Annotated in this window: 20 protein-coding genes; 15 read left to right on the forward strand and 5 right to left on the reverse strand. The window is 44.4% G+C overall.

The features are described 5' to 3' along the window. Positions 1-139: 139 nt before the first annotated feature. Entirely contained in the window at positions 140-1,000 is an 861-nt protein-coding gene (locus tag LRL21_RS16180; protein ID WP_240416844.1) for an AraC family transcriptional regulator, read from the reverse strand. A 136-nt stretch (positions 1,001-1,136) separates the two neighbouring features. Here LRL21_RS16180 and LRL21_RS16185 point away from each other — a divergent pair, with 136 nt between their 5' ends. Further along, positions 1,137-2,423, forward strand: coding sequence for a Gfo/Idh/MocA family oxidoreductase (locus LRL21_RS16185; protein WP_240416845.1), 1,287 nt, complete (start codon positions 1,137-1,139; stop codon positions 2,421-2,423). A gap of 181 nt (positions 2,424-2,604) precedes the next feature. Beyond that, positions 2,605-3,726: an AbrB family transcriptional regulator gene (locus LRL21_RS16190; RefSeq protein ID WP_240416846.1), complete on the forward strand. Its 1,122-nt coding sequence runs from the start codon at positions 2,605-2,607 to the stop codon at positions 3,724-3,726. Between the two features lie 24 nt (positions 3,727-3,750). Here the strand turns inward: LRL21_RS16190 and LRL21_RS16195 are convergent, their stop codons facing one another. Continuing rightward, positions 3,751-4,800 (reverse strand): SGNH/GDSL hydrolase family protein, encoded by a 1,050-nt coding sequence (locus tag LRL21_RS16195; RefSeq protein WP_240416847.1) that lies wholly within the window; start codon positions 4,798-4,800, stop codon positions 3,751-3,753. A 234-nt stretch (positions 4,801-5,034) separates the two neighbouring features. Between LRL21_RS16195 and LRL21_RS16200 the strand changes: the two genes are divergently transcribed. Further along, a complete protein-coding gene (locus LRL21_RS16200) occupies positions 5,035-6,180 on the forward strand; it encodes a type I phosphomannose isomerase catalytic subunit (protein ID WP_240416848.1) in 1,146 nt (381 codons plus the stop codon). On the opposite strand, the gene LRL21_RS16205 is transcribed toward LRL21_RS16200, so the two are convergent. Both LRL21_RS16205 and LRL21_RS16210 read right to left on the reverse strand, forming a co-directional pair. Continuing rightward, entirely contained in the window at positions 6,168-6,353 is a 186-nt protein-coding gene (locus LRL21_RS16205) for a sporulation histidine kinase inhibitor Sda (RefSeq protein WP_240416849.1), read from the reverse strand. The genes LRL21_RS16200 and LRL21_RS16205 overlap by 13 nt on opposite strands. Before the next feature lie 224 nt (positions 6,354-6,577). Continuing rightward, a complete protein-coding gene (locus tag LRL21_RS16210) occupies positions 6,578-6,775 on the reverse strand; it encodes a hypothetical protein (RefSeq protein WP_240416850.1) in 198 nt (65 codons plus the stop codon). Between the two features lie 76 nt (positions 6,776-6,851). Here LRL21_RS16210 and LRL21_RS16215 point away from each other — a divergent pair, with 76 nt between their 5' ends. The 8 genes from LRL21_RS16215 (at position 6,852) to LRL21_RS16250 (ending at position 16,290) form a co-directional block, all read left to right on the forward strand. Beyond that, complete coding sequence (locus tag LRL21_RS16215) at positions 6,852-9,182, forward strand: ATP-binding protein (RefSeq protein ID WP_240416851.1); 2,331 nt, start codon at positions 6,852-6,854, stop codon at positions 9,180-9,182. Continuing rightward, entirely contained in the window at positions 9,179-9,823 is a 645-nt protein-coding gene (locus LRL21_RS16220) for a response regulator transcription factor (protein WP_240416852.1), read from the forward strand. The genes LRL21_RS16215 and LRL21_RS16220 overlap by 4 nt, the downstream gene beginning before the upstream one ends. After that, positions 9,820-10,770, forward strand: a complete 951-nt coding sequence (locus tag LRL21_RS16225; protein WP_240416853.1) for a polyprenyl synthetase family protein — start codon at positions 9,820-9,822, stop codon at positions 10,768-10,770. The genes LRL21_RS16220 and LRL21_RS16225 overlap by 4 nt, the downstream gene beginning before the upstream one ends. Positions 10,771-10,870: 100 nt before the next feature. After that, entirely contained in the window at positions 10,871-11,842 is a 972-nt protein-coding gene (gene msrA / locus LRL21_RS16230; protein ID WP_240416854.1) for a peptide-methionine (S)-S-oxide reductase MsrA, read from the forward strand. A 37-nt stretch (positions 11,843-11,879) separates the two neighbouring features. After that, positions 11,880-12,155, forward strand: coding sequence for a YciI family protein (locus LRL21_RS16235; RefSeq protein ID WP_240416855.1), 276 nt, complete (start codon positions 11,880-11,882; stop codon positions 12,153-12,155). 197 nt (positions 12,156-12,352) lie between these two features. Beyond that, on the forward strand, positions 12,353-13,354 hold the full coding sequence (locus LRL21_RS16240) for a ketoacyl-ACP synthase III (RefSeq protein WP_240416856.1): 1,002 nt from the start codon (positions 12,353-12,355) through the stop codon (positions 13,352-13,354). A gap of 65 nt (positions 13,355-13,419) precedes the next feature. Beyond that, complete coding sequence (fabF, locus tag LRL21_RS16245; protein WP_240416857.1) at positions 13,420-14,655, forward strand: beta-ketoacyl-ACP synthase II; 1,236 nt, start codon at positions 13,420-13,422, stop codon at positions 14,653-14,655. 285 nt (positions 14,656-14,940) lie between these two features. Next, the gene (locus tag LRL21_RS16250) at positions 14,941-16,290 is read left to right on the forward strand and encodes an Nramp family divalent metal transporter (RefSeq protein ID WP_240416858.1); all 1,350 of its coding nucleotides are present in this window, start codon (positions 14,941-14,943) and stop codon (positions 16,288-16,290) included. A gap of 97 nt (positions 16,291-16,387) precedes the next feature. Here LRL21_RS16250 and mgrA read toward each other — a convergent pair whose 3' ends face one another. Further along, positions 16,388-17,377 carry an L-glyceraldehyde 3-phosphate reductase gene (gene mgrA, locus LRL21_RS16255; protein ID WP_240416859.1) on the reverse strand — a complete coding sequence of 330 codons (990 nt, stop codon included), beginning with the start codon at positions 17,375-17,377 and terminating at the stop codon, positions 16,388-16,390. A gap of 245 nt (positions 17,378-17,622) precedes the next feature. Between mgrA and LRL21_RS16260 the strand changes: the two genes are divergently transcribed. From LRL21_RS16260 to LRL21_RS16275, 4 genes are all read left to right on the forward strand, one after another. Further along, on the forward strand, positions 17,623-18,018 hold the full coding sequence (locus tag LRL21_RS16260) for a hypothetical protein (protein WP_240416860.1): 396 nt from the start codon (positions 17,623-17,625) through the stop codon (positions 18,016-18,018). Positions 18,019-18,167: 149 nt separating this feature from the next. Then, on the forward strand, positions 18,168-18,341 hold the full coding sequence (locus LRL21_RS16265; protein WP_179097439.1) for a hypothetical protein: 174 nt from the start codon (positions 18,168-18,170) through the stop codon (positions 18,339-18,341). Positions 18,342-18,474: 133 nt separating this feature from the next. After that, positions 18,475-18,783 (forward strand): hypothetical protein, encoded by a 309-nt coding sequence (locus tag LRL21_RS16270; RefSeq protein ID WP_240416861.1) that lies wholly within the window; start codon positions 18,475-18,477, stop codon positions 18,781-18,783. A 222-nt stretch (positions 18,784-19,005) separates the two neighbouring features. After that, positions 19,006-19,413, forward strand: coding sequence for a VOC family protein (locus LRL21_RS16275; protein WP_240416862.1), 408 nt, complete (start codon positions 19,006-19,008; stop codon positions 19,411-19,413). The last annotated feature ends 22 nt before the right edge of the window (positions 19,414-19,435 follow it).

Genomic DNA, 19,435 nt, shown 5'->3' on the forward strand with positions numbered 1-19,435 from the left:
ACACCTCTTTGAGTTCATTCATTCAACAATAAAAATAATTAGTTACATGTGACTATATAAGTGTTATTTTACCACAAATCATAAGGAATAAGAAGGCTGATAGGCCGCCTCTGCCTGTATGACCTGTGTAGGTAAGCCCTTATCCATTCCATTTCCGGTACTGAAGCGGTGATAGTCCACACAACGACTTGAATATGCGTCCAAAATGCGTGCTGCTCTCGAAGCCGACCTTTTCAGTAATACCTGTGACCGAATACCGAGTCGTTTTCAGCAGCTTTTGTGCTTCCTGTACCCGCAGCTGATTCACATACTCAATAACAGTGAAACCCGTCACTTCTTTATAAATGCGGCACAGGTAATAAGAGGAAATATGAAAATGCTCGGCAAGTGCCTTCAGACTTAATGGCTCGCGAAAATGCTCATTAATATATTTGACGATATCGGATACTTTACGATGAAGTGTGGTCGGATGCTCGGCCGGTTGGCTGGTACTGCCGGTTTGCTCGGCATGGCGATACAACAGGAGCAGCAGCTCGCTTAGCAGCAGCTTGTTATAACCCGCAGCTCCCGGCTCTGCAAGCTTTTGTTCCCGCATCATTTTTTCAATAATGGACTCCATCATGGCCAGTTCCCTCGAATTCGGATGAATCACAGGCTGCTCATCAAAGATACGGAGCAGATCAGGTACAATTTGCTGGTGAATGCCATGGATAAAGTCCTCACGAAAATTGATCAAAAACCGCTCATGGTTGGGGAATTCAGCCTGCATCGTTTTGTGCAGCACATTGGGCTGGATGAGCACGATATCTCCCTTGCGGACGTGGTAAGAGCGGTCTTTAATAAAATAATACCGTTCTCCTGAGCGCAGATAGTAAATTTCGTAAGAATTATGGGCATGGTTTTGAGCCATGGTGTAGGGGCCGATTCGAATATTATGATCCAGATAAAAAAGGTCCTTTTCCGTATGAATGAAAGGTTTTTGATTGTTAGGAACCGTCATGGTGAAGGCAACCTACTTTCTTAACTAGAATAATAACAATATAAGTGGAAAAAACGAAATGTAAGCAATTTTCGTGCTGTTTTCATGTATTTATTGCGCTATACTCACAATAGCACAGACAAGGGAGGAAATACAGATGTCAGCACGTAAAAGATATGCGCTTGTGGGTACAGGTGGGCGCGCCGCTTTTTTCTACACAGCTATTGTTGAGAATTTTAAAGAAACTTCCGATCTCGTCGCTTTTTGCGATGTGAATCAAACCCGGATGGATTATGCCAATGCCAAAATTGCACCCTTTGGTGTAGGGCCGCTGCCAACGTACAAATCAGAGGATTTTGATCGCATGATTGAAGAGGTAAAACCGGATATCGTTATCGTAACTACGGTTGACCGAACTCACCATACTTATATTATCCGCGCTATGGAGCTTGGCTGTGACGTTATTTCTGAAAAACCGATGACGGTCGACGAAGTGAAATGTCAGGAGATTCTGGACGCAATCAAGAGAACGGGGCAAAACCTTCGTGTCACCTTTAATTATCGGTACTCACCGCATAACACGAAGATCCGTGAGTTGATTATGGATGGAGCTATCGGCGACGTAACGAGTGTGCATTTTGAATGGATGCTCAATACGAAGCATGGCGCGGATTATTTCCGTCGTTGGCATCGTGACAAACGCAATAGCGGTGGATTGCTCGTTCACAAGTCCACGCATCATTTTGATCTCGTTAACTTCTGGCTCGGTACGCAGCCTGCAACGGTATACGCACTGGGTGATCTGATGTTCTATGGTCGCGAAAATGCCGAGAAGCGTGGAGTTACCGAGTTCTACTCCCGTGCACACGGCAGTGCCAATGCCAAGAATGATCCATTTGCGCTTCATTTGGAAGAGAATGAGCAGCTGAAGGCTATGTACCTCGATGCGGAAAAAGAAGATGGATATTTCCGTGACCAGAGCGTATTCGGTGATGGCATCAATATTGAAGACACGATGGGTGTCATGGTGAAATACCGCAGCAATGCGATTCTAACCTATAACCTGTTTGCCTACTCCCCTTGGGAAGGCTTCCGTGTTAACTTTAACGGTACGAAGGGCCGGATCGAAATGGAGGTTGTTGAAGCCTCTTATGTAAATTCAGGCGGCGACCAGGCTCTGGAAGGCGCAGTAAAAGGTAAGAAAATTACCGTTTATCCAATGTTTGATGCTCCTTACGAAGTTCATGTAGCAGAAAGCAAGGGCGGACATGGTGGCGGTGATCCTGTGCTGCTGAACGATCTGTTCGGTAAACCGGATCATGACCGTTTCAACCGTGCAGCTTCGCACGTAGATGGTGCAATGTCCATCCTGACAGGAATCGCGGGTAATCGTTCGATCAAGACGGGATTACCGGTTAAGGTTTCCGAGCTGGTACAGTTTTAAGTTATTCCATCAACAAGCCAAGTGGACAGGCATCTGCCTGAAAGCTTGGCTTTTAGTTTTATACATAGGTACATCTGCATGAGTAATTGAGAAATATTCATAAAATTAAAGTCTAGTCCTCACTCATTTGTTATAATGGAAAGCATGGCTTTAACACGGTAACAGGAAAAGAGGAGTCGCTATGAAACGAATCGCAGAAACCATAATGGTCACCTTTGCAGGCGGCCTGTTGTTTACCTTGTTGCATGTACCGCTCAGCTGGATGCTGGGACCATTGACAGCTGTTCTGCTTTGGACTGCACTCGTGCGCCGCAGTCTGGCTTGGCCTGGAAAACTTCGAAATATGGGTTTGGCTTTACTTGGTTACAGTATGGGACTTTCATTTACGATAGAAAGTGCCCTGCAAATATCGACGCAGCTGCCATCCATGCTGATAGCAACAATTACAACGATTGTATTCAGCCTGATCGTTGCCGCATGGACAGCCCGGCAAACGAGTGTTAGCTTCGAAAGCAGTGCGATTGGCAGCATTCCTGGAGGTCTGTCACAGATGGTCGTATTAAGTGAAGAAATTGAAGGTGCAGATTTAGCCGTTGTGGCCTTTATGCAAACGATTCGGCTGCTGACCGTTATTTTTACCGTTCCCTTTTTGGCAGTGCATGGTTTGGCGAACGAAGCTGTTCAAGGAGGAAATGCTGGACAAGCGAATGGATCTGCAGATACGATGATTAGTTCCATCATGGCAGCCGCACAGGCTATTGCATCAAGACCACTTTTCAGTGTTACTCTATTGCTATGTGTAATGGCTGCCGTCTGGATTGCCGTCAGGTTGAGATTTCCGACGCCTTATTTTCTGGGACCTATCCTTGCTGCCTCATTGTTCACCATTGCCGGGTATGAACCACCGCATTTACCTTCGTTACTTATCATTTTGGCTCAATGGAGTCTTGGCATTTATTTGGGACTGGGGATTAAGCTCAGCAGTCTGGGAAATTGGCGTAAATTGCTTCCTTATTCGATTATGGGGAGTGTGGCAATAGTAGCATTTTCCTTGGGGTTGTCCGTTGTGTTCAGTTCCTTGCTGCCCATTTCCGTCATGACTGCCTTTTTGGGTACGTCCCCAGGCGGAATGACGGAGATGGGGGTTACAGCAACACTTGTAGGTGCTAACGTGTCTTTGGTAGTGGCCTATCAAATGTTTCGCATATTATTTATATTATTCGTTGTGCCTTATTTGTTAAAGTGGGGATTCCGCCGCTTTCGCCGCAATCCGAATCCAGATCCGCGTACAGGAGAAAGTTAATAGCTAAAGTGAACATGCATACAGCTACAGCTTCTCGGCAATACGTTGAGCTAGTCGTTCACCCATGATGATATGACCGTAATCAGAGGGATGGATCAGATCAGCAGCAAGAGCGCTAAAATCATTCAGAACCTCATGGCCTTCAATCAAATGAAGATGAGGCAAAGCGAACTCACGGTGAAGATCGCGTAAAGCCTGGGAAAATTGTTTGTTGGCAATCGTTAAAGGGTTATCCTCACTTACCAGATGATCCGATGAGTTAGGAAATAAGGTGATCAGGAACACCGGTTTTCCGATGTTTTTGGTCACAATTTGATGTATCAGGTACCTCGCACGGGAAGTGAATTCCTCGGTTGTGTAGAGATCTCTCATGTTGACACCAAGCTCCAGTACAGCCACATCCCACGCCGTCAGCTCAGCCAGAAAATCAGCGATCTCTGCTTCGCACAGGCAGGAGCCACCCAAGCCTTTGTTTAATAGATCAAACCCGAGTCGTCGGGCGGTCTGCTGAATGTAAGCATTGTGATGCACGGTTGCACCGGAGCCATGTGTAATGGAAGAGCCATAGGCTAACATGGTTTGACTTGGAAGCTCATGTGCTTGCGGAGGCCGGTAAACGTGCCCGAACGTTTCCAAATGATGAAATGCCACTTGAAATCCAATTCCCGCTTCATAATTGCGGCTGATTCCGATCCTCCATACATCCGAGGAGAAGCGTCCCGTCTCCAATGCCTGCTTGTGAACCTCCCCAAATCGAGCATGCTTTTCGAGCTGCAATGTATGTACGCGTCCCGGCACCAGTCTGTGTACGGAATGGACATAATCCCCGTTATAGATGACGACATCCCCTTCACCAAGCGTTGCGGTTAGTACCACTCTCAGTATACGCGCCTCTGTCACAAATCGTATTTCGCAGGCTGTCGACTGCTCCGCAACATATCGGCCATTGGGGCGGTTTTTCGTTCCAAGTGCGTATCGGACCTTTTGTGGAAAGCGCTGTAAAAGAAGTCCAGATACTCCATGAGCGTGCTCCAGCTCAGCGACATTGTGAAATTCCAAATCGTTAACAATCATATGCTCACCCTAATCTATGAATTTAACAGTTTCAATCACACCCCTAATATTACTATGTTTCACATAAAAATATAAGATATGATAATAATGAAGCAGAATTCGACAAAAAAACTTACCCATTATCGTTCAAAACAGGTATAATTTAGTAAACAAATGGGTAAGGCAACTTATCCAGTAATTTTTGTTGTGCTATACTTGTAAGAAACCAATAACAGAAATGGGGCTGGATTCGATATGCCGCAATCATCTGCTTTAAGCCAAAAGCCGTTGAAGCTGTTGTCTAATCGTGTGTGGCGAACCTATTACGGAGGAAGGCTGATTGAGGCATGGCAGGGTATCGAGTCGGCGCAGGATAACTCTTTTCCTGAGGAGTGGATAGCGTCAGTCGTTCAGGCGCGTAATGCGGGACGAGAAGATAAAGTGGAAGGCTTAAGCTGGGTCGAGGTTGACGGTGAAGCCCCTGTTTCTTTGAAGGAGCTAGTAGAAGCACAGCCTGTATCGTTTTTAGGTGAGCGTCATGCTCAGGTGTACGGCGGTCATTTGGGTGTACTTGTTAAAGTCCTGGATTCATCCGAACGTTTAACCATTCAGGTGCATCCTGATCGCCAAGCAGCGCAGAAGCTCTTTCAATCCGCTTTTGGCAAAACAGAGGCATGGTACATTCTGGGTGGAAGAGTGATCAATGGAGAAGATCCTTATATACTCTATGGCTTTAAGCCAGGAATGACTCGGGAAAAGTGGGAGCAGCTATTTTGGATGCAGGATATTGAAGGCATGCTGCAATCACTGAATAAAATAAAGGTGGAGCCTGGACAGGTATTTATAGTGGAGGGCGGAATGCCTCATGCTATCGGGTCAGGTTGTTTCTTGCTTGAAATTCAGGAACCGACAGACTATACAATTCGTGTAGAACGTACTACGCCAAGCGGCAGAGAAATTGCTGATTTTATGTGTCATCAAGGAATCGGCTTTGACCGGATGTTCGATTGTTTTCATTATGATGTATATACAGAGGAAGAGGTTGCCGCTGCTTTTCGCCTGCAGCCAAAGCTTGTTCATGAATCAAAAGGATTCACAGAGAGCTCGTTGATTAGTTATGAGGATACGCGTTATTTTGCACTGAGCTCTGTGGAAATCGCAACTTCTTGTGTATTGGGGCAGCAGGGCAGCTTCTCCATACTTGTTGTCGCTGCAGGTGCAGGTAATCTGGTTTGGAATGAAGGACGAATACAGGTCAAACAGGGTGATCAAATATTTTTACCCGCTGGACTCGAAGAGCTGCGCTGTGAACGTACAGATGGAGTAAAGCTTCATTTATTAAGTTGCTTTCCACCTCAAGCTCTATTAGTAACCCATACGGAGGATCTTCATACGGATTGAAGGTAACTCTCAGACATATTAATCATGCAAGCATCTGATTGCAAGGAAGGAATCTCAATATTCCGATCTTTCATCTCAGTCATTAGAAGTTCAATAAAATCATTATCCAGATCCAGTTCCAACGAATCCAGATAACACTCAATTAATACGATATCACTTAGCATTCTCATCATTATGACCTCTCTCCTGAACTTCCAATATATGTACTTTCATCATATATCTATCATATAATGAAATCACACTAACATCAGCACATTTGTAGTGCGGTGGAAGGCAGACTTTAGTTGCAACCTGTTGCAGTCTTCGACAAAAAAAGAGAGAATGTATATATCAGAAACGGTAATTTCTGATAAATATACTCTCTCAATTGTTGGTAATATCTTATATTTGTGGAACATTACTCCCAATCTGCTACATCGTCTGTGCTGTCTTTATGTAAAAACGCATTTATCAGAGCTTTTTCTTCTGCTTCAGACAAGCCGAGGGAGTCCAGGTAGCTGCGATCATTAAGACGTTCTTGAAGCGATTCTGAGTCTAATTGCTTAAGACTTTTGGCGGCTGCATACAATGCTGGGGATATAGTTTTATCTTCCATATTATCACCTCACATTCCAAATAAACCTATATATCCTTTATATCATAAATTATTGAAAAAGAAAGAGGTTTTTAGGATGAAAGAACGATTGCTTTTCAAATTTGTTCTAATTTTGATGGTTTCGATCCAGCTGTGGTTCTTATATATTAGTACCCAGTACCCAGTAATAGGGGCAGGCGTGAAATTGAATCAAGCAGGGTCCTGGTACGTAAGTACGATCAATGAGAGGAATTCTGCTATGAAAGCAGGGCTGCAGATCGGAGATGTCATTGTACAGGTTAACGGGCGTGATCCAATTGAATATTCTTCTGTGTTCAAGTGGCATTCGCTTGATCAGGCTGATCATGTTTTAGCTTCACGGAACGGAAGTGAGTTTCAGGTTTCATTCAAAGCAGGGCGTAACTTTTCCGATTATGATGCTCTGGCGGTAACGTTGGCTGGCCTCAGCTTAATCGGCTCGCTGCTGCTGCTGAAAAAAAAGCGAAACTCTCCCTCTGCCTGGTATTTAACTCTGGTATTGCTCGATATGAGCGGGGCATTCATGGCGCTTGGTGCTTCGATCAGGGGGGATGGACTGGGCAAGATCATGATGTTCCTGTTCATTATGCTGGTACCTATCCTGTTTCTTCATTTTTTTGTAGTCTTTTTGAAGGAAAAACAGGATTATCAACTATCGATTAAATTACTGAAAAAAATGTATACAGTCGTTACAGCAGGAATTGCCTTGATTTCACAAATCACTTATTTTTGGCCATCACCTTTAACCTATGACATCTACCGCTTTAACTCCATTTTTTGCATTGTGTACTTTTTGTTTGGTTTTGTATTAGCCCTTTCCATTTTATTCAAACTGTATCTCAAGTATCGTAAAGAGCAAAGCTACATATCAACCATGATCAAAACGGTATGGGCATCGATATTCGTTTCATTCACGCCGATCGTCTGCTTCAACTTTATTCCTAATTTTTTGTATGGCTACGGTTGGATGAACTCACTTTATGCAGGCATTTTCGTTTTCTTTTTCCCGATTACACTAGCTTATTTGGTCGTAACGACCAAGCTGTACGATATCGATGTTGTGCTGCGGCGCGTGCTCCTTACGGCCCTGATTGCGATAGTTCCAAGTGGTATCTTTGTCGTCATGATCAAGGTGCTTTTCCCTGCCGAGGCTGCGATTGCAAGACTGCTGGTGATGTTTGTTCTGTTCGTTGCCATCCTGACTTTTGTATTGTATTCGCTGGAAAATATGTTTGCCAAACTGGAGCCGATTCTATTTCCGCGCAAATACTATTTGCAATCCGCTCTTAAAAAAATTGCCAAAAATCTCGGTTCCATCACAAGCTTTCGGGAATTTAAAGATATTATTCTGGTGGATATCGTCAATACTTTGCAGGTATTTGGGGGAGCAATTGTTTTTCAATATAAGGATTCCTTGGAAATCATTAAAGAAGGAAATATTAATGTTGCAGAAATTGAGAGCTACTTGAATGGAGAGAAGGCGTTGCATCCTTCTTTAACTATTTATAAGATCAACCATCAGGAAGAGTATACAAGCTACTTTGTTCTGACAGGGAAGCGGACAAGCGCGTTTCTCGGCGTAGAGGAAAAGCAATGGCTGCAGTTAATCATCACTTATCTCGCTGTTAGCCTGGAAAATGTGCACCTAATCCGCAAACTTACTCTGAAGCTGGAGGAGCTGGCATCGCAAATTCCTAATGAGCAGGCTGGCAATGACTTTATATGGTTTCGCAAGCTGATGTTCGAGCTGCAGGAAAAGGAACGTGTTCGCATTGCAACCGATCTTCATGATACGACGATGCAGGATTTATTTTTTCTGAAAGAACGGCTGCATCTGCTGCTTGAGAAGTATGCTTTAACGAAGCAGGATAAAACCCAAATGATCAGTATCATCGATTATATTGATGTGATAAACAGCAATCTGCGTCAAAGCTGCTTTGAGCTTCATCCGTATTTGATCAAAGAAATCGGACTTGTGAAGACTATAGAGCAATTGATTGAGATGGAAGCGGCGATCGCTCCTTTTGAGTTAAAGTTTCGTGCAGGTCAAGCAACGGTTATTGAAATGAGAGATTTGGAAACAAAACGTCACATTTTCCGCATGGTGCAGGAGCTGATTAACAATGCCAAGAAGCATTCACAAGCCGACCTGGTTCTTATTGATCTTGTCGAGCATAAGAGCCTGCTTCAGCTGACTTATGTGGATGACGGAGTGGGGTTTGAGTCAAGTCTGGCTTTAGTAAGAGAAATCGGATCTTCCGGTACAGGTATTGAGCAAATCAAAAGTCGGATATTATCTTTAAATGGTCAGTATGAGCTGGAGACGAGTAGAGGAAAGGGTATGCGATTTTTTGTATCAATTCCAATGAAAGAAGGCTTATCGGCATGATGCAGATAAAAAAAACAATTGTCACGGACGATCATCCTTTAATGGCCCAAGCTACGAAAGAATTGCTGGAACAGATTGAAGGTGTATCGGTCGTAGGGATAGCCAGCAATGGACAGTCATGTCTGGAGCTTGTGGAGGAGTATCGGCCTGACTTGGTTTTTCTGGACTATCAGCTTCCCGACCACATGGGTACGGACATTGCAGCACAAATTAAAGCCGGTTACCCAAAGACACATATCGTCTTTTTTACCGGTGTGGATGTGTCGGCTTTGACGGATGTTTTTCTGGAGCTTCAAGTTAGCGGAGTGATTTCCAAAGGCACACGGCATGCAACGATACAGCACATAATTGGATGTATTTTAGATGATTATATTGTGATGCCGCGTTCGGTTTTGCAAACTTTCAAGGGCAGCCCAGCACCGTCCACAGCAGAGCTGACCGAGGAAGAAGTGCTCATCATGATGCTAATTATTAAGGGAACTACACTTGAACAGATTGCAGCGCAAATTCATATCAGCAAACGCTCGGTTGATAATTATCAAAGAAAAATTTACGGGAAATTGGGGGTGAAGACGAGGGTAGAAGCCATTGAAGCGTTCATCCGAAGTAAATACTACAAGGACGGGAGAGATGATTTATGATAGAACCTCGAATTGTTGAAGACATGCAGCGGATTGTGGACAAATATGTAGCGGAACGCGATTTAAATGAGTTATTAAAAGCTTTTATTCAGGATAAAGCGGCTGAAGGCTCTCAGTGGTCTAACATTACACGATATACACATGACATGCTGGGCGGAGATTCACCGCATATTGATCTTGCAGCAGCCATGACGGAAATCGTTCTGCTATCCTTTGATATCATTGATGATTTACAGGATGAGGACAACAAGGGAAAGCCCTGGATGGTAAGCTCTCCGGCCTATACGTTGAACGGAATTTTGGTATTCCTGTTTGCTTTTATGACCGAAATGAGCACCTTGCAAGAGAGCAATAGCCGATCTAATCCGCAATTGATGGCGAAGCTGGGAGTTCTCTTGTTGCAGTCTATCAATGGACAACAAATTGATTTGAATGATAGTATTGTAACCGAACGCGACTACTTAACCATGATTGAGAAAAAATCGGGTTCGCTGCTGCGCTTTGCATGCTCGATGGGCTACTTGCTTATTCCTGATCTGGATCAACGAACGATGGACACGATGGATCAGCTTGCCAATTATATCGGGATGATCTCACAGCTGGACAATGACATTCGGGATGTACTGCGCTTTGATGTGAAAAATGATTTGCTGCAAAAGAAACGTACGCTGCCGATTTTGTTTCTGCTCATGGAAAAGGATGACAATTTCCCATATATACAGCAGTATTACAGCGGCCAGCTTACCTATGATCAATTTGTTACTCGTAAACGTGAATGTATTCGGTACATTGAAGATTCGGGAAGTATCGAATACTGCAGAATTATACAATCTTTACATATAGATCAGGCTAACCAATTATTTGACTCCTTGCCTGGTATTGCACCGTGGAAGGAACAATTCAAAGGGATTACGTTTGGCAGGCAGCAAGCCCAGAAGGTCGGTTGAACAAAAGTCAGTTACATACAATTTGGAGAGTCGGCTGTTTCTTGATATGATAGTAGGGAGAACGCCAGCTTTTTTCCAATCCAGTAAGGAGGTAACGATAATGAGCAACAATATTGAACAAACAGCTAATCAGGAGCTGGCAACATTTGCAGGTGGCTGCTTTTGGTGCATGGTATCGCCCTTCGAGGAGCTTCCGGGAATTATTAAAGTGGTATCCGGTTATACGGGAGGTCACACGGTAAATCCGACTTATGAGCAGGTTTGCTCGGAAACCACCGGACATGCGGAAGCTGTACAAATCACCTATGATCCTGCTGTTTTTCCTTATACAAAGCTGTTGGATACGTTCTGGCAGCAGATTGATCCGACTGATGCGGGCGGGCAATTCCATGATAGAGGCGGTTCATACCGGACGTCCATCTTTTATCATAATGAAGAGCAAAGAGTACAGGCGGAAGCTTCCAAGCAAGCTCTGGAGCAAAGTGGACGATTCGATCGTCCCATCGTAACGCCAATTGTCCCGGCAACTGAGTTCTATGAGGCTGAGGAATATCATCAGGGCTATCATCATAAAAATCCTCTACGCTATAAGAGCTACAGAAAAGGCTCAGGACGTGAAGCATTTATTCAGAATCACTGGAATACTGAAGCAGATAAACAGAAGCTAAAACAAATTCTAACGCCGATGCAATACGAAGTCACTCAAAACAGTGGCACGGAGCCTCCGTTTCAAAATGAATTTTGGGATGACCATCGTGAAGGGATTTATGTGGATATTGTTTCAGGCGAGCCTTTATTCAGCTCTCTGGACAAGTTTGATTCCGGCTGCGGATGGCCGAGCTTTACGAAGCCGCTTGTTCCAGCCAACATAAAGGATAAACCCGATTACAAGCATTTTATGATCCGTACCGAGGTGCGCAGCCGCGAGGCTGATTCTCATTTGGGGCATGTGTTTAACGATGGTCCACAGCCAACAGGCTTGCGCTATTGCATCAATTCTGCGGCATTGCGCTTTATCCCCAAGGAAGAGCTGGAGCAAGCGGGTTACGGAGCATATCTCAGCTTGTTTTAAGCTGGTATGCGATAATACGATAAGGGGAACGACTAAGATGAAATATTATGCTGTTTTTTTACCGGTAATCAGTGCGGAACGAAGCACGCAGTTTCGGCCACTGCATTTGGAATTTTTGGAAAAGGGCAGAAATGAAGGCTGGATCTTTGCAAATGGACGATTTGTTGACGGCTCTGGAGGGCTTGTTATTTATATCGGAGAATCCATTGATGAAGTATTGGCAAGAGTCAAGCAGGACCCATTTGTTATCGAGAACGCGCGCGGCTATGAAATCCATGAGTGGGAATTGGTGACAAATGCCATCATTCCTTAAAATTTACATCATTTAAATAAACGATTGTTCCAGTATCATCTTCTTGTTTGAATAATAGCCTGAACACCAGCAACTTGGCGTTCAGGTTGTTTGCATTCAGCCTTGGTTTGCTTTTTATATTTCCAAAAGAAAGGGGATATGCTATACTAAATTTAGTACCAAGTACTAATACTAAGTATCAAAAAGGAGCTAAATTGATGCAGCTTATAAAGGCGCGTATTACGGCTATTGGCACCTATGTTCCAACGCAGAGATTAACCAATTTTGATTTAGAAAAATTAGTGGATACCAACGACGAATGGATCGTACAGCGCACAGGAATTCGGGAACGTCGAATCAGCAAGCCTGATCAATATACAAGTGATTTATGCGCCGCGGCAGCCAATAATTTAATGGGCAGATATAACAAGTCTTTGGCAGATGTTGATTTGATCATTGTAGCAACAAGTACGCCGGATTTTCCTTTTCCCAGTACGGCTGCGATCCTTCAAGAAAAGCTTGGAATATCCAGAACAACCGGAGCGATTGATTTGAGCGCGGCATGTGCAGGGTTTGCTTATGGACTTCATCTGGCTGAGGGTATGGTTGCCTCAGGCCTGCATCGTAAGATTCTAGTGTTTGGAGCGGATACGCTATCGAAAATTACCGATTACACGGACCGGACGACTTGTGTATTGTTTGGTGATGGTGCGGGTGCGGTGCTGGTAGAAGCAGATACTGAGCATTCCAGCTTCGTAGCGTATCATCAAGCTACCGAGGGGAAAGGGGGCGGCCACGTTTACCAAGTAGGCTTGGCTGATCAAATATTTGGAACCCCGCTGAATGGAAGCGGAAAGCTTGTACAAAATGGCAGAGAGGTGTTCCGCTGGGCGGTCCGAAACGTCACAGAAGGCATATTGGAGCTGCTAAATAAAAGCGGCTATACGGCTGCCGACATCAATTGGTTCGTGCCTCACAGCGCCAATCTGAGAATGATTGAACCGATTAGCGAGCGCATCGGAATATCACTCGATCAGACACTATACAGTCTTGAGTATTATGGCAATACATCAGCCGCGTCGATTCCTCTCGCAATTGACCTCGGTATTCGTGATGGTAAGCTGAATGACGATGACCGCATTCTCATCTATGGATTTGGTGCCGGGCTTGTACAGGCTGGGCTACTGCTGCATTGGAAGCCGGATCCACAAAACGTTTAAACCTATAACGAATAAAGAATGAGATTGAGTTGGGAACCCATAATAAGACTAAAGGAGAATTTGTTATGAAAAAACGTGTAGTAGTTACAGGATTAAGTGTGATTTCGCCACTTGGCTCCCAGGTAGATTCTTTCTGGAAAAGACTTGTGGCCGGAGAATCCGGAATCTCGAGGCTAGAGGGTTATGATCCAGCTATTTTCTCAACTCAAATAGCTGGAGTCGTGTCAGATTTCTTGCCTGAAACTTTTTTTGACAGTAAAGAGCTTCGTCATATGGACCGCTTTGTTCAATTTGCTACAGCGGCAGGCAAGATGGCGTTGGCTGATGCCCAATTTACGATCACCGAGTCCAATGCACATCGTGTTGGTGTCAGTATTGGGACGGGTATCGGAGGCATACAGACCTTGCTTGACAATCACAAGACGATGCTGGAGAGAAGCCCGCGCCGGATCAGTCCTTTTTTGATTCCGATGATGATCGCTAATATGGGCTCTGCCCAGCTATCTATTCAAACCGGTGCGAAAGGTCCTAATACGACACCTGTTAATGCATGTGCATCAGGTAACAATGCTATTGGAGAATCCTTTCATATGATCCAGAACGGCCTGGCTGATATGATGATTGCAGGAGGAGCGGAGTCCCCGCTTAATGAGCTTTCTTTTGGTGGCTTCTGCAATATGAAAGCTATGTCCACATTTAATGAGGAGCCCCACAAAGCAAGCCGTCCGTTTGATGCCAATCGTGATGGATTCGTGATGAGTGAAGGTGCGGGAGTATTAGTGTTGGAGGAGCTGGAGCATGCCATAAATCGAGGAGCGCGGATTTGGGCAGAAATCATCGGTTATGGTCAATCTGCAGATGCATATCATATCACCGCACCGGATCCGAGTGGGCTGGGAGCAGTGCGAGCGATGAAGGAAGCCTTGGCGGATGCGCGGATTGCACCAGAAGAAATTGATTATATTAATGCACATGCGACAGGCACACCATTGGGTGATCGGTCCGAGACGCAGGCGATCAGGCAAGTTTTCGGCGCTCATGCTGACAAGCTTAAGGTAAGTGCAACCAAATCGGCTACGGGACATTTGTTCGGTGCTGCGGGTGGACTGGAAGCTGTGATTGCCGTGAAATCATTAGTTGAAGGTGTGGTACCGCCTACGATTAATTATGATACACCTGATCCTGAATGTGATTTGGATTACGTGCCGAATGCAGCGAGAACAACGGATCTGCATACGGTTCTCTCAAACGGATTCGGATTTGGCGGTCATAATGCAGTCGTTGTGTTCCGAAAGTATTAATGCTTTGACATCTCACCGCTGATATCATTTTGAACATGCCTCATGAATGTTTCCATTGACAAAAAGAGTTTCGCGAGTACAATTCAAATATAGGAGCTTTCTTATAGGCAACAATTTAACGACAATGACATATATCATATATAGAGAAAATGAAGGTCAGCTATTTTTTTTGGCTTAAAAGTTGCACATGGACAAAAGAATTAGCTGTGCACATCTTTTTCTGTTTATAGGATGGATTTGTGGTTAAATATATGAAGGCTGGATATAGAGAAGGCGGTGAGTGGATTGAAAAACAAATTAGAAAGCATACCTGAAGTAGAAGCTGGCTGGCGGCTTCCTCGTAAACAAGCCACCTTGCCGGAAGTATTTCGTTCGATGAAGGTTCCTACCAAAGGCACCTGGTTTCGCAAGTTTCTGGCCTTTGTAGGCCCTGGTTATTTGGTAGCTGTAGGTTATATGGATCCCGGTAACTGGGCGACTGATATTGCGGGCGGATCGTTGTTTGGCTACACGCTGCTCTCGGTAATTCTTATTTCGAATATGATGGCGATTCTATTGCAGGCATTGGCCGGCAAGCTGGGGATCGTAACTGGAAGAGATTTGGCTCAGGCCTGTAAAGACCACTATAGCAAACCCGTTGCGATGGTGCTCTGGATCTTGTGCGAGCTTGCGATAGCCGCCTGTGATTTGGCTGAAGTCATTGGGTCGGCGATTGCATTGTATTTACTATTTGGTATTCCCTTATTGTACGGAGTTATTATTACTGCACTTGATGTGCTGCTCGTTCTTTTGCTGCAAAATAAAGGCTTCCGCTACATTGAAATTCTCGTCATTGTGCTTATCGTGACGGTGGGTGGATGTTTTGTAGCTGAGATCTTCTTATCCAAACCGGATTTTGGCGGTATTATGAGAGGATTCGTCCCAAGCTCGGAAATTATTACAAATCCGGCCATGCTTTATATTGCCATTGGTATACTTGGCGCTACAGTGATGCCGCATAATTTGTATTTGCATTCGGCAATTGTACAGACAAGAGACTTTGAGCGGACAGCTCTTGGTAAGCGTCAAGCGATCAAATATGCAACATGGGATTCATCAATTGCCCTATTTTTTGCATTGTTCATTAATGCGGCTATACTAATCGTCTCCGCGGCGACTTTCCATAAGGCAGGAATGTTTGATATTGCCGAAATTCAGGATGCTTATTACATGCTTACACCTCTATTGGGTACGGCTTTGGGCAGTATTTTGTTCGGAGTCGCTTTGCTCGCATCAGGTCAAAATGCAACTTTGACAGGAACGTTGGCTGGGCAGATTGTGATGGAGGGTTTTCTGAACATTCGACTGCCTGCTTGGCTCCGCCGCCTGATTACTCGCTTAATTGCCATTATTCCGGCGGTTGTGGTTATTGCTTATTATGGTGATAAAGGCGCAACGGATTTATTGATTCTAAGTCAGGTGATCTTGTCGCTGCAGCTATCCTTTGCGGTAGTACCTTTGGTCATGTTTACAAGCGATAAGCTGAAGATGGGTGAATTCGCAAACCCGCTGTGGTTGAAAATTTTGGCCTGGTTCGTAGCAGCAGTTATCGTCGTGCTGAACGCTTATCTGTTGATTCAAACTTTTATGGGCTAATCGTTGAAACTGGTTGATTACTAATCAAAAGAACCTCCGTTTCCGTCACATTGAACTGTGGTGGAAATAGAGGTTCTTTTGATTATTTGGAAGATATTTAGCTTAAAATATCATCGATCTGCGCAAGCTCTTCCTTGCTAAAATCGAGATTCGACAAGGCAGCTACATTTTCGACAATTTGACCAGGACGGCTTGCACCAATGAGTGCAGAGGTCACACGACCTTCACGAAGCACCCAGGCAAGTGACATCTGAGCGAGGCTTTGGCCGCGCTCCTCGGCAAGCTTATGCAGCAGGCGAATCTTGGCTACCTTTTCCTCTGTGACTGCATTCTCATTAAGCGCGCCGGTTTCCTTGGCCGCTCTGGATTCAGCTGGGATGCCCTTCAAATATTTACTTGTCAGCAAGCCTTGAGCCAGCGGGCAGAATGCAATACTGCCTGTACCATTTTGGGCAAGCACGTCCTGCAGGCCGTCTTCAACCCAACGGTTAAACATAGAGTAGCTCGGCTGATGAATAAGCAGTGGTGTGCCCAACCGATTCAGAATAGCAATCGCATCAGCGGATTGTTCAGCCGTATAGCTTGATATCCCCACATACAAAGCTTTTCCTTGTCTGACGATCTGATCCAATGCACCCATGGTTTCTTCTAACGGGGTATTGGGATCAAAGCGGTGTGAATAGAAAATATCGACATAATCCAAGCCCATCCGCTTCAAGCTTTGATCAAGACTGGAAATTAAATATTTTTTACTTCCCCATTCGCCATAAGGACCCGGCCACATCCGGTAACCCGCCTTGGAGGAAATAATTAATTCATCGCGGTAAGGCGCCAGATCGGTTTTCATCATTTGCCCAAACATTTCTTCAGCCGAACCTGGAGGCGGGCCATAGTTGTTAGCCAGGTCAAAATGGTTAATTCCTAAATCGAATGCTGTCCTCAGCATGTTTCTGCCATTCTCATACGTATCCACACCGCCAAAATTGTGCCACAATCCTAGTGAGATCGCTGGCAGCAGCAGTCCGGATTTGCCGGTTCTGTTATACTTCATAGTTCCGTAACGTTCTTCGTTCGCTTGGTAAGGCATAGTTATCCTCCTTGAGAGTTAGCTTGTTTCCATAGAAAGGATCTTGCTTATCGATCCTGTTTAACTAGTATAAGTAAAAATGTTCCAAATGGAAAGTACTGAGATTAGATTGCCTAAGTATCAAAAAGGTAAGTAGCCCGCTCAAATGTTCACAATCCTAAAATTTCATTTATAAAAATTGACATGGGTAAATATACCTAATACTATCAAATATAGATCGAAAATATGTTTGGGAGTGACAAAAAATGAGAAAAACAGCTAAGAGATTGATGGCAGCCGCTTTGCTATGCACAGCACTGTTCAGTACTTCCGCCGTTGCATTTGCAGATGCGGCAATGAACTTTGAGGTTACAGGTGTGTCCTATGAAAATGGAACGCTCACAGCAGCAGGGACATTTTCCAACACAGGTGACAAGAACATTGAAAAGGTGACAAAGGTTACGACAAAAATCATTCTTGGCAATGATGCTGGCGATACCAAGGAAGTAGCCAATCACGTTTTTGAAGACTTGACTGTTCATCTGAAGCCAGGTGAAGCTGTAGACTACAAGTTTATTTTCTCGGACGTACCAGAATATACGGATGCTACCAAATGGGCTGCTGAAGAAGGCGACTGGGAATTCACATACTTCGAGGATTAGTTCAATATTGATCATACGCTGACGCCTGGTTTATCGGGGGTCGGCTTTTTTTTGTTATTCGATTTATGTGCCAAGAAATGATAAAGTGTATCTGATAGCGATCATAAGCGATTTGTGATCAGGATAGATATAAAGGAGACGTTGGATTCATGTTATTTTTTATGTTGTTTTTGTTGGGGATGGGTTCTTTTTTTAGTCTTGCACTGGTTTTCTTTTTCCAACGTAAAGTGAAGCTCGGTATATTATTATTTCTGCTGGCTTTAGCGACAACCTTCTTATTTTATTACTCGATTTATTTGGGCTGGATCGATGTTCCGAAGTAATCTTTATCCGCATACAGTATCCTAAAAGGACGCATATCCTGTAGAAAGGACAGGGATCTGTATGAAGTCTGCCGCACCAAGACGTAGAACGAAAAAAAAAGCTTCTCAACCGATGAAACCCTATTTGAAAACCATGGAAGTTAAAGGTTTATACCGACCTGCCGAGGAAGCGGAAATAGCGGCAGAAGCTCCAGCAGCCGCAGCGGCTTCTCAGGGGTTCTCCTTGGCGAGCGCCTTTGGCGGTATAGATAGCATGATTGCAATGATGGGAAAAGCACAGCAGATGTTTAAATTATTTCAACAGATGGCTCCGATGTTTAAAATGCTGAACTCGTTGGGTGGAGCGAAAGCTTTGACGGCTGGATTGGCTAAATCGAGAAGTCATATTTATCTGGGACGGCGCAGAATCCATTCCCGCAAAAGGCTGATTGCCAAAAAGTGATTTAAACTTACCTTACCTCATTGAACATGCAGCAAGAGGGTGCGAGCAGCGCCCTTTTTTTGCGTTCTATAGATATTGCAGAAATTTTGACATCATTGGCGCGATTGCAGCAATGAATGATTCGACGAACTGATAGCTTACCTCTAGGTAAGTTAGTGGGATGGGCGACACGCCTTATATTTTGGTTGCGTTTTCGTTATGATAGAATAGGAGGTGTTGACAATGATAAAAGGTATTGGACATTTGGCGTTAACGGTACAGGATATGGAGAAATCGCTTCATTTTTACTGTGAGGTGCTTGGGTTTAAGAAGGCCTTTGAAATTCATGATAATGATGACATGCCGTGGATTGTGTACATTAAAGTGTGTGGCGGACAATTCATTGAGCTTTTTTATGGAGGTCTGAATAAACCTGAGCGAGTCGAGAAGCCAATCGGATTTAACCACCTTTGTCTGGAAGTTGATGATATCCATGAAATTGCCAATCACTTGAAATCGCAAGGCATTACACTTGATGTTGAGCCCAAACAAGGGAAAGATACCAACTACCAATGCTGGGCCAAGGACCCGGATGGCAACCGAATTGAGTTCATGCAGCTTGTACCGGGTTCAGCGCAGCTGCAAGCATAAATAACCGATGGATGATCCAAGA

It is taken from the genome of Paenibacillus periandrae, from assembly GCF_022458865.1.
Classification (GTDB): Bacteria; Bacillota; Bacilli; order Paenibacillales; family NBRC-103111; genus Paenibacillus_S; species Paenibacillus_S periandrae.